Raw genomic sequence first — 10,879 nt, forward strand, 5'->3', positions numbered from 1 at the left:
CAGGCTGCCCACAGAAATCCATGGGATGGAAGCTTTTGACGAGAGGGCTTCGACCGACAGCTCCAACACAAAACTGACCAACGCACAGGGAGACATCATGACAAAGGTCAAGGATCAGATTCTCATCGACCGGCTGGCAGAGGCCGCCCGAGAGGGCAGGATTTCCCGCCGGTCGTTCATGAACTACTCGCTCGCGGCCGGCATGACCGCCTCCGCCGCGACCGGGCTGTGGGCCACCTCGGCCAAGGCCCAGCCCAAGAGCGGCGGGCATTTCCGCCTCGGCGCGCATGACGGGAATACCTCGGACACGCATGACCCCGGCACTTACGTGTCGTTCTCGATGATCCAGCTGGCGCATACCTTCCGCAGCTACCTGACGCTGATCGAACCCGACGGCTCGCTCGGGCCGGACGTGGCCAGCGAATGGTCTGCCACGCCGGACGCGAAGGAATGGACCTTCAAGCTGAACCCGAACGCCACGTTCCACAGCGGGCGCAAGGTGACGGCGAACGACGTGGTCGCGTCGCTCAACCACCACCGTGGAGAGGACACGACGTCGGCGGCCGCGGCCCTGGTGTCGGACATCGAGGAGATCGTCGACAACGGCGACAATTCGATCACCGTCAAGATGGCGGGTGGCAACGCCGACCTGCCCTGGCTGATGACCGACTATCACCTCGCGATCTGCCCGGCCAATGAGGATGGCTCGATTGACTGGCGTTCCGGTGACGGCTGCGGCCCCTACCGCCTTGTCAACGCCGAGATGGGCGTGAACTACGAGCTCGAGCGCCACGACGGTTGGCACCTCGACGGCGCTTATTTCGACAAGGTCACGATCACCGTCCTGAACGACCCGAACGCGCGCCAGACCGCACTGGTCACCGGCGACGTCGACGCGGTGACGCAGATCGAATTGAAGACCAAGTCGCTGCTGCAGCGCGATCCCAACATCGCAATTGACGAGGTGCCCTCGGCCGCCACGGTCACGCACCCGATGTTCTGCGACCAGGCGCCGTTCGATGACGTGAACGTGCGCAACGCGCTGAAGCTGTCGATGGACCGCCAGGAGATCATCGACAAGATCTTCTTCGGCACGGCGTCGCTGGGCAACGATTTCCACCATTCGCCGGCGATGCCCTACTGGCCCGATGACATCCCGCAGCGGGAATACGATCCGGAAAAGGCCAAGTCCCTGCTCAAGAAGGCCGGGGCCGAAGGGCTGGAGGTCACGCTGCACACCGCCGACTCTGTCGTCTCGGGTGCCGTCGACATGGCGGTTCTGTACTCCGAACAGGCCAAGCAGTCGGGCATCACCATCAACGTCAAGCGTGAACCCAACGATGGCTACTACTCCGATGTCTGGCTGAAAAAGCCTTGGTGCATGGTGCAGTGGGGCGCCCGCCCGACGCCCGACGTGATGTACAGCCTGGCCTACAAGGAAGATGCGGCCTGGAACGAGAGCCATTGGGAAAACGACCGGTTCAACGAACTCCTGGTCAAGGCCAAGGCGGAGCTGGACGACGCCAAGCGCGCGGAGATGTACCGCGAGATGGCGCTGCTGGCCCGCAACGACGGGGGCACGGTGATCCCGATCTTCACCAACTTCGTCTACGCGCGGCGCAAGAACGTCCAGCACGGAGAGAACCTCGCGCCGAGCTGGCAGATGGACGGCGCCCGCGCCTGCAGCCGCTGGTGGTTCGCCTGATGACCTGACGGAACGGGCCCGGCGCGGAACACGCGCCGGGCCTTCGCTGTTTGGGCCGGGGCGGCCGATGCGCCGCACGCGGTTCCCGAACCAACAGGCCGCTTCCCGCAGACCGCCGCCTAAAAATGCTGTCCGGGAAACGGCAAGAGAATCTGCCGTGCCGCTCGTGGCGCACCCATAGGGTGCCGCGGACCGGGGCAGAAACTGGAGGGACAGATGGGAGACATTCTATCGCTCGTTGCAAAGCGACTCGGTCTCGGACTGCTGATACTTTTCATTATCTCGATCATCATCTTCTTCATGGTCGAGCTGCTGCCAGGCGACATCGCGCAGGCCGTTCTGGGGCAGGGGGCGACGGAGGAAAACGTCGCCGCGCTGCGCAAGGAAATGGGGCTCGATAAGCCCGCGATCGTCCGCTACCTCGAGTGGCTTGGCGGCGCGGTGCAGTTCAACTTCGGAAACTCGATCGTGACCGGCGAAAGCGTGACCGCGACGATCGGACCGCGGTTCATGAACACGCTGTTCCTGGCGACCTACGCCGCGGTCATCGCCGTGCCCTTCGCGATCGTGCTGGGCATCATCGTCGCGCTGCTGCGCAACTCGATCTTCGACCGGGTTGCCAACGTCGCCACGCTGTCGGCGATCTCCAGCCCCGAGTTCTTCCTCGGCTACATCCTGATCCTCTATTTCGCAGTGAACATGGGCGCCTTTCCGGCGATCTCCAGCCTGAGCGAGGACATGGGGACCTGGGAGTTGCTGAACCGGACCTTCCTGCCGGCCTTGACGCTGGTCCTGGTGGTCACCGCGCACATGATGCGGATGACGCGGGCGGCGATCATCAACCTGCTGGCCTCGCCCTATATCGAAATGGCACGGCTGAAGGGGGTGCCACCGTGGCGGGTGATCGTGAAGCACGCTCTGCCCAACGCATGGGCGCCGATCATCAACGTTGTCGCGCTGAACCTCGCATACCTCATCACCGGTGTCGTTCTGGTCGAGGTGGTTTTCGTCTACCCCGGCATCGGCCAGGCGCTGGTCGACGCCGTGTCGAAGCGCGACTTCCCGGTTGTTCAGGCCTGCTGCCTGATCTTCGCGGCCACCTTCATCCTGCTCAACCTCGCGGCAGACGTTGGCGCCATCCTGACCAACCCGCGCCTGCGGCATCCGAAGTAAGGGAGTAGAGAGATGAGCATTTTCGTTATCGGCTACTACGCCCTGCTACTCGGCGCCTCGTGCCTCGCGGCATATTTCAACAAGCGGTCGCTGTTCATGCTGCTGTTCACCCTGACGCTGGTGTCCTTCATCATCGGCATCGTGGGCGGGGTGTCTGCGCTGTGGTTCGTGACCGGCGCCGCCGCGCTGATCCTGCTGGCAGGCATGACGGCCTACGGTTTCCGCGAATTCCTCGTGCAGATCCTGCCGGGGGAGGCGTCCAAGGAGTTCAAGACCGCGCCGCTCACGGCGGCCTTCGGCATGTTCGTGATCTTCACCTACCTGGTGATGGGCATCTTCGCCCCCCTGATCGCGCCGCACGGCGAGGCCGAGGTCATCGCGTCGGCCTTCGCGCCGGCGGACGACACCATGCTGCTGGGCGCGGACCAACTGGGCCGCGACATCTTCAGCCGTATCGTCTACGGTACGCGCAACTCGGTCGGGCTGGCGTTGGCGGCCACCGTTCTGGCCTTCCTCCTCGGCGCGATCGCGGGCTTGCTCGCCGCGACCAAGGGGGGCTGGTTCGACCAGTTGATGGGCCGCATCGCCGACGTGATCATGTCGATCCCGTCGCTGATCTTCGCGCTGCTGATGCTGTCGATCTTCGGCCCCTCGATCCCCGTCATCATCGGCGCGGTGGCCGTCATCTACGCGCCGCGGGTGTTCCGCCTGACGCGCGCAGTGGCTGGCAACGTCGTGGTGATGGACTACATCGAGGCTGCGAAGCTGCGCGGCGAGGGCACGTGGTACCTGATCCGCAAGGAGATCCTGCCGAACTCGACCGCGCCGCTGGTGGCGGAATTCGGGCTCGAGTTCTGCTTCGTGTTCCTGCTGGTGGCGGGCCTGTCGTTCCTTGGCCTGGGCATCCAGCCGCCGACGGCGGACTGGGGCTCGATGGTGCGCGAAAACGCGACACTGATCTCGTTCGGTGACATCACGCCGCTGATCCCGGCGGCGGCGATCGCCCTGTTGACCGTCGCGGTCAACTTCGTGGTCGACTGGATGCTGCACCGGTCCTCCGGACTGAAGGAGTAATCGACATGAGCAAGAAGAACGAAGTTCTGCTGGAAATCCATGACCTCCAGATCCAGGGGTACTCGGAAGAGCGCTGGGTCGACATCATCAAGGGTGTCGACCTGACCCTCCACAAGGGCGAGGTGATGGGCCTGATCGGCGAATCGGGCGCGGGCAAGTCCACGATCGGCGCCGCCGCGATGGGCTACGCCCGGGACGGTACGCGCATCTCGGGGGGCTCGATCGAGTTCGACGGGATGGAGTTGAGCACCGCGACCGAAGAGGAAAAGCGCGCGCTGCGCGGCTCGCGCATCGCTTACGTTGCGCAGTCCGCGGCGGCGTCCTTCAACCCGGCGCACAAGATCATCGACCAGCACACCGAGGCGCCGATCCAGTACCGCATCCAGAAGCGGCTCGAGGCGCAGGAAGACGCGATGCAGCTTTACGAGAAGTTGCGTCTGCCCAACCCGGAGGAGATCGGTTTCCGCTATCCGCACCAGGTGTCGGGCGGTCAGCTGCAGCGGGCGATGACGGCGATGGCCATGGCCTGCCGGCCGGACCTGATCATCTTCGACGAGCCGACCACCGCGCTCGACGTGACGACGCAGATCGAGGTGCTCGCCGCGATCCGTGACATTGTCGACGAGTACAATACCGCGGCGATCTACATCACCCACGACCTCGCGGTCGTGGCGCAGATGGCCGACACGATCAAGGTGTTGCTCAAGGGCGAGGAAGTCGAGCAGGCGCCCACCGAGGAGATGCTGAAGAACCCGAAGGAGGACTATACCAAGAGCCTCTGGGCGGTCCGCAGTTTCAAGCGCGACCAGAAATCGCGGCCCAAGGGCGCCGAGCCCCTGGTGTCCGTCCAGAACGTCGACGCCGCCTATACCGGCGGCGATAAGGTACTCGACGACGTGTCCTTCGACATCTACGAGGGCATGACCGTGGCTGTGGTGGGCGAGTCCGGCTCGGGCAAGTCGACGGTGGCGCGCTGCATCACCGGGCTGCTGCCGCCGATGAAAGGCCAGATCCAGTTCAAGGGTGAAACGCTGCCGCCCAACTACCGCGACCGGACCAAGGACCAGTTGCGTCAGGCGCAGATGATCTACCAGATGGCGGACACCGCGCTGAATCCCAAGGTCCAGATCCGGGAGATCATCGGGCGACCGGCGCAGTTCTATGGCGGGCTGAAGGGCGCCGCGTTGAAGAACCGCGTGGACGAGTTGCTGGACCTGATCGAACTGGAGCCGTCGCAGTTCTATTACCGCTACCCGCCGGAACTGTCGGGCGGTCAGAAACAGCGGATCGGCATTGCGCGGGCGCTGGCCGCCGAACCCAGTTTCATCATCTGCGACGAGGTGACCAGCGCGCTTGACCAGCTCGTGGCCGAGGGAATCCTGAGGCTTCTCGACCGGCTGCAGCAGGAACTCAATCTGTCCTACATGTTCATCACGCACGATCTGGCGACGGTACGGTCCATCGCCGACGAGGTCGTGGTGATGCAACACGGCAAGGTGGTCGAACAGGGCCCCAAGGAAGACATGTTCACGCCGCCGCACCATCCCTACACCGACCTTCTTCTGTCGTCGGTGCCGGAGATGGACCCCAACTGGCTGACCACGCTGTTGGAGGAGCGCGGGGTCGACAACGTCGGCGACGCGGCATCCCAGCAGATCGACACGGACGACCCGAAAGTCAGCACCTGACGGACGGTCGGCACGAAAAAAAAGAAGCGGCGGAGGGCGCAGGCCTTCCGCCGCCAGTTTTTTTGCACCTGGCAAAGGCAACCGGGCGAAGGGGCCCGGTTTGATTGCTTTGTGCGTCCTGGATCAGGTGATGGACATCGCGGACAGGATCATCAGGCCAAGGATGAGCCCATACATGATGAGAACCGCCGGCCAGGAAGCACTATGCATACGGAGTTCGCGGTTCAGCTCGTCGCGAGTCATATCTGCCTCCTGAATTCGAGGGGGTTGCGGTCTTGCAGGACACTCAATGTGTCCTGAGTGTCATTTAGTCAAAAACCGCACCGGCGCAAACGCAAAATGCAAAGAAATTCATGCACTCCGCACAAATCCGCCTTGGCGAAAATTCATGGCTGCATCGCGGTTTTTGCCACGGCCGGGAAAAAGGCCGGCGTATCAGGCTGTTGGCTCTTTCCCAGTGGCGCGCGCGGTGCTCCGCGTGCCCTGAAGCGGCATAACACCGAGTTCGCCTTCCAGCCGTGCCTTGATGGCGAGTGCCGCGGCATGCGCCGCGGCCGCGGTGGTGAAATAGGGTATCTTGTCGTAGAGCGCAACAGACCGGATGTCGCGGCTGTCCTCGACGGCCTGGGCCCCCTCTGTCGTGTTCATCACAAGCGCGATTCGCCCGTCCTTGAGCATGTCGACGATGTTGGGCCTGCCTTCGTAGACCTTGTTGACGACCTCGCAACCGATTCCCTGGTTTTCCAGAAAGGCCGCGGTCCCGCGCGTGGCAACGATTGAAAAGCCCATCCCGGTCAGGACCTTCGCCGTTTCCGCCAGTTTTTCGTTCTTGTCCTCGTCACGAATCGAGAAAAATACCGCCCCGCTTTCCGGCAGATCGGTGCCGGCCCCCATCTGCGCCTTGAGGAAGGCACGCGGGAACGACACGTCCCACCCCATCACCTCGCCGGTCGAGCGCATCTCGGGGCCGAGGATGGTGTCGACGCCGGGGAACCGCGCGAAGGGCAGAACCGCCTCCTTGACCGAGAACCACGGCATGTTCGGGTCCGCGAGCGTGCTCTGGTCGGCCATGGGAAGAGTGCCGGGGCGCGCATTCTCGGGGTAGGGGCCGCGATGCGGGAAATGCGACATCGGCTCGCCCGCCATCAGCCTTGCCGCGATCGACGCGATGGCCGAATCGGTTGCCTTCGCCACGAAGGGCACGGTCCGGCTGGCCCGGGGATTGACCTCGATGAGAAAGATGTCGCGCCCTTGCACCGCGAATTGCACGTTCATCAGGCCGCGCACGTCGAGCGCCAGCGCAAGCGCCTCGGTCTGGCGCTTGATTTCCTCGACGGTTTCGGCATCCAGCGAATAGGGCGGCAGCGAACAGGCGGAATCGCCCGAGTGGACCCCGGCTTCCTCGATGTGTTGCATGATCCCGGCGACATGGACCTCGCGTCCGTCGCACAGCGCGTCCACGTCGCATTCGATGGCGCCGGCAAGGTAGCCGTCCAGAAGCACAGGGCTTTCGCCCGACACCACGACCGCCTCGTCGATGTAGCGTTCGAGGTGTGGCATGTCGCGCACGATCTCCATGGCGCGCCCCCCGAGGACGTAGGAGGGCCGGATCACGAGCGGGAAGCCGATGTCCTCGGCGATGGCCAGAGCCTGCGTGTCGGAACTGGCGATGCCGTTCTTGGGCTGTTTCAGGCCGAGCTGGTTGACCAGTGCCTGGAAACGCTCGCGATCCTCGGCCAGGTCGATGGCGTCCGGCGCGGTGCCCAGGATCGGGATTCCTTCGGCTTCCAGCGCGCGGGCGAGCTTCAGCGGTGTCTGGCCCCCGAACTGGACGATCACACCGTGAAGCGTGCCGTTTTCCTGTTCCACGCGCAGGATCTCCAGCACGGTTTCCAGCGTCAGCGGCTCGAAGTACAGCCTGTCGGAGGTGTCGTAGTCGGTCGAGACGGTCTCGGGGTTGCAGTTGACCATGATCGTTTCGTAGCCTGCTTCGGTCAGCGCGAAACACGCGTGGCAGCAGCAGTAGTCGAACTCGATCCCCTGGCCGATGCGGTTCGGCCCGCCGCCCAGGATCACGACCTTCTTGCGGTCCGACGGGCGGGCCTCGCACTCCGCCTCGCCCATCACGGGCGCCTCGTAGGTGGAATACATGTATGGCGTCTGGGCTTCGAATTCGGCCGCGCAGGTGTCGATACGCTTGAACACCGGGTGCAGACCCTGACCCTGCCGGGTGCGGCGCACGTCGGCCTCGGTAAAGCCGGTGAGCATTGCCAGCCGCGCATCGGTGAAGCCCATCATCTTCAGACGGCGCAGCCCCGCGGCGTCGCTGGGCAGGCCAGTTTCCCGCACGTCGGCCTCGGCCTCGACGATCTCGCGGATACGCGACAGGAACCAGGGGTCGTAGGCGGTGGCGCCCTGGATCTCGGAATCGGTGAGCCCGTGGCGCATGGCCTGCGCAATGGTGCGCAGCCGGTTCGGTGTCTGCTGGCTGAGCGCCTTGATCAGCGCGGCCTTGTCCGGGGCCCCGTCCGAGCGCAGGTCGGCCACGCCCGGGATCTCGATCTCGTCGAATCCCGACAGGCCCGTCTCCATGCTCGAAAGGGCCTTCTGCATCGATTCGTGGATCGTGCGGCCGATTGCCATGCCCTCGCCCACCGATTTCATCGAGGTCGTCAGGTTATGCTGCGAGCCCGGGAACTTCTCGAAGGCAAAACGCGGGATCTTGGTGACGACGTAGTCGATTGAGGGCTCGAACGAGGCCGGCGTGACCTTCGTGATGTCGTTGTCCAACTCGTCGAGCGTGTAACCCACGGCGAGCTTGGCGGCGATCTTGGCGATGGGAAAGCCCGTCGCCTTCGAGGCCAGCGCGGAAGAGCGGCTGACACGCGGGTTCATCTCGATCACCACCATGCGGCCGTTCTCCGGGTTGATCGCCCACTGGACGTTGGAGCCGCCGGTCTCCACCCCGATCTCGCGCAGCACGGCGATCGAGCCGTTGCGCATCATCTGGTATTCCTTGTCGGTCAGCGTCAGCGCGGGCGCGACGGTGATCGAATCGCCGGTGTGCACGCCCATCGGGTCCACGTTCTCGATGGAACACACGATGATCGCGTTGTCCGCCTTGTCGCGGACGACCTCCATCTCGAATTCCTTCCAGCCCAGAAGGGATTCGTCGATCAGGATCTGGCTGACGGGCGAGGCATCGAGCCCCGACTTGCAGTAATGTTCGTAGTCGTCGCGGTTGTAGGCCACGCCGCCGCCGGTGCCTCCCAGGGTATAGGCGGGCCGGATGATCGCGGGCAGGCCCACGTGCTCGATCGCCGCCATCGCCTCGTCCATGTTGTTGGCGATGGTGGCGGCGGGGTTCTCGATGCCCAGCCGGTCCATCGCCTCACGGAACAGGCGGCGGTCCTCGGCCATCTCGATGGCCTCGCGGTTGGCTCCGATCAACTCGACGCCGAACCTGTCAAGAACGCCCATGTCGGCCACCGCCAGCGCGGTGTTCAACCCGGTTTGCCCGCCCATCGTGGGCAGAAGCGCGTCGGGGCGTTCCTTCTCGATGATCTTGGCGACGGTTTCCGGGGTGATCGGCTCGATGTAGGTCGCGTCGGCCAGCCCCGGGTCGGTCATGATCGTCGCGGGGTTGGAGTTGACGAGGATGACGCGGTATCCTTCCTCGCGCAGGGCCTTGCACGCCTGGGCGCCGGAGTAGTCGAACTCGCAGGCCTGGCCGATGATGATCGGGCCGGCCCCGATGATCATGATGGACTCGATATCGTCTCTTTTCGGCATGGTGATCCCCGGGGCAAGCTTGGGCACCGACGAAAGGGCGGTGCGCAAATTGTTGCGGGTTATATCTATGACACGCGCCTGTGCAAGGGGGATCGCAAATCCGGGCGCAAGGGCCGCTTTTGGGCTGTAACTCCGCGCGCGCCGCCCTAGGTTGCGGGGACCGCAGAAGAAAGGACGCCCGTGCAGATTCGCTTCGATCATGGCCCTGACGGACAGTCGTGCCGCTTCGCCGGCCCGGTCCGGCACATCACGGCCTGGCAGGCCGATGAGGTGCCCGGTGCGCTGGGTGCCCTGGACGACGCGCGCGCAGCGGGCGCATGGCTGGCGGGTTACGCCAGCTACGAACTCGGCCACGCGCTGGAGCCCCGCCTGCACGCGTGCATGCCGGCCGACCGCCGCCTGCCGCTTCTGCACTTCGGTGTCTACGACGGCCCTGCGCCGCACGTGCAACCGGACCCGGCGCCGGCTTCCGCCGAGCAGATCGAGCCGGCCTGGGACGGTGCGGCCTATGCCGCGGCTTTCCGGCAGGTGCACCGCTACATCTGCGCCGGCGACATCTACCAGGCCAACCTGACCTTCCCGATTACCATGACCGTTCGCGGCGACGCGCCGTCGCTCTATGCCGCGCTGTCGCGGATCCAGCCGGTCCGCTACGGCGCGCTGATAGATCAGCCGGGGTTGCCGGCGATCCTGTCGCGCTCGCCCGAGCTGTTCTTCCGCACCGATACCGCCGGGCGGATCGAAACCGCGCCGATGAAGGGCACGCAGCCGCGCAGCGCCGACCCGGCAGAGGACGCCCGCCGCCGCGCCTTCCTCGCCAGCGACGAGAAGAACCGGGCCGAGAACCTGATGATCGTGGACCTGCTGCGCAACGACCTGTCGCGCATCAGCCGCCCCGGCAGCGTGGAGGTGCCGGCGCTGTTCTCGGTGGAAAGCTACGAAACCGTGCACCAGATGACGTCGCGCGTGGCGGCGCGGCTGCAGCCTTCGACCGGGTTGGGCGACATCTTCCGCGCACTGTTTCCCTGTGGCTCGATCACCGGGGCACCGAAGATCCGGGCGATGCAGATCCTCGCCGAACTGGAGCCGCGGGCGCGCGACATCTATTGCGGCACCATAGGCTGGGCGGCGCCCGACGGCCGCTCGGAATTCAACGTCGCCATCCGCACCCTGATGCAAGAGGACGACCGCGCCACGCTGGGCGTGGGCGGCGGCGTCGTCTACGACAGCACCGCCGCCAGCGAATACGAGGAGGCGCTTTGGAAAGCCAGCTTCGCCCGCCGCCTGACCCGGACTTTCGCCTGATCGAGACCTTCCGCTGGGAGCCCGGCACCGGCGCCGTGCGCGGCGAGAGGCACCTTGCCCGGCTGCGGGCGACCGCGCGGCGGCTGGGCATCGCGCCGCGCGGCGTCGAGGCCGCGCTGGACGCGTTGCCGCGCTCGGGCGG

The 10,879-nt window shown here is 65.1% G+C and carries 6 protein-coding genes and 1 pseudogene; 6 read left to right on the forward strand and 1 reads right to left on the reverse strand.

Annotated features, from left to right (window positions below; genetic code table 11):
- Positions 1 to 97 precede the first annotated feature (97 nt).
- The 4 genes from CEF10_RS15400 (at position 98) to CEF10_RS15415 (ending at position 5,640) form a co-directional block, all read left to right on the forward strand.
- Positions 98 to 1,705: an ABC transporter substrate-binding protein gene (locus tag CEF10_RS15400; RefSeq protein WP_101069066.1), complete on the forward strand. Its 1,608-nt coding sequence runs from the start codon at positions 98 to 100 to the stop codon at positions 1,703 to 1,705.
- Positions 1,706 to 1,921: 216 nt separating this feature from the next.
- The gene (locus CEF10_RS15405; RefSeq protein WP_101069067.1) at positions 1,922 to 2,878 is read left to right on the forward strand and encodes an ABC transporter permease; all 957 of its coding nucleotides are present in this window, start codon (positions 1,922 to 1,924) and stop codon (positions 2,876 to 2,878) included.
- 12 nt (positions 2,879 to 2,890) lie between these two features.
- The gene (locus tag CEF10_RS15410; protein WP_101069068.1) at positions 2,891 to 3,952 is read left to right on the forward strand and encodes an ABC transporter permease; all 1,062 of its coding nucleotides are present in this window, start codon (positions 2,891 to 2,893) and stop codon (positions 3,950 to 3,952) included.
- Between the two features lie 5 nt (positions 3,953 to 3,957).
- Positions 3,958 to 5,640 carry an ABC transporter ATP-binding protein gene (locus CEF10_RS15415; protein WP_101069069.1) on the forward strand — a complete coding sequence of 561 codons (1,683 nt, stop codon included), beginning with the start codon at positions 3,958 to 3,960 and terminating at the stop codon, positions 5,638 to 5,640.
- A 435-nt stretch (positions 5,641 to 6,075) separates the two neighbouring features.
- Here CEF10_RS15415 and carB read toward each other — a convergent pair whose 3' ends face one another.
- The gene (carB, locus tag CEF10_RS15420) at positions 6,076 to 9,432 is read right to left on the reverse strand and encodes a carbamoyl-phosphate synthase large subunit (RefSeq protein WP_101069074.1); all 3,357 of its coding nucleotides are present in this window, start codon (positions 9,430 to 9,432) and stop codon (positions 6,076 to 6,078) included.
- Between the two features lie 180 nt (positions 9,433 to 9,612).
- Here carB and CEF10_RS15425 point away from each other — a divergent pair, with 180 nt between their 5' ends.
- Both CEF10_RS15425 and CEF10_RS15430 read left to right on the forward strand, forming a co-directional pair.
- Entirely contained in the window at positions 9,613 to 10,737 is a 1,125-nt protein-coding gene (locus tag CEF10_RS15425) for an aminodeoxychorismate synthase component I (protein WP_101069070.1), read from the forward strand.
- Positions 10,692 to 10,879, forward strand: a pseudogene (locus tag CEF10_RS15430) (4-amino-4-deoxychorismate lyase); the annotation flags it as partial. The gene CEF10_RS15425 and the pseudogene CEF10_RS15430, both read left to right, overlap by 46 nt.

The organism is Roseovarius salinarum (assembly GCF_002834145.1).
In the GTDB taxonomy this organism is placed as follows: Bacteria; Pseudomonadota; Alphaproteobacteria; order Rhodobacterales; family Rhodobacteraceae; genus Roseovarius; species Roseovarius salinarum.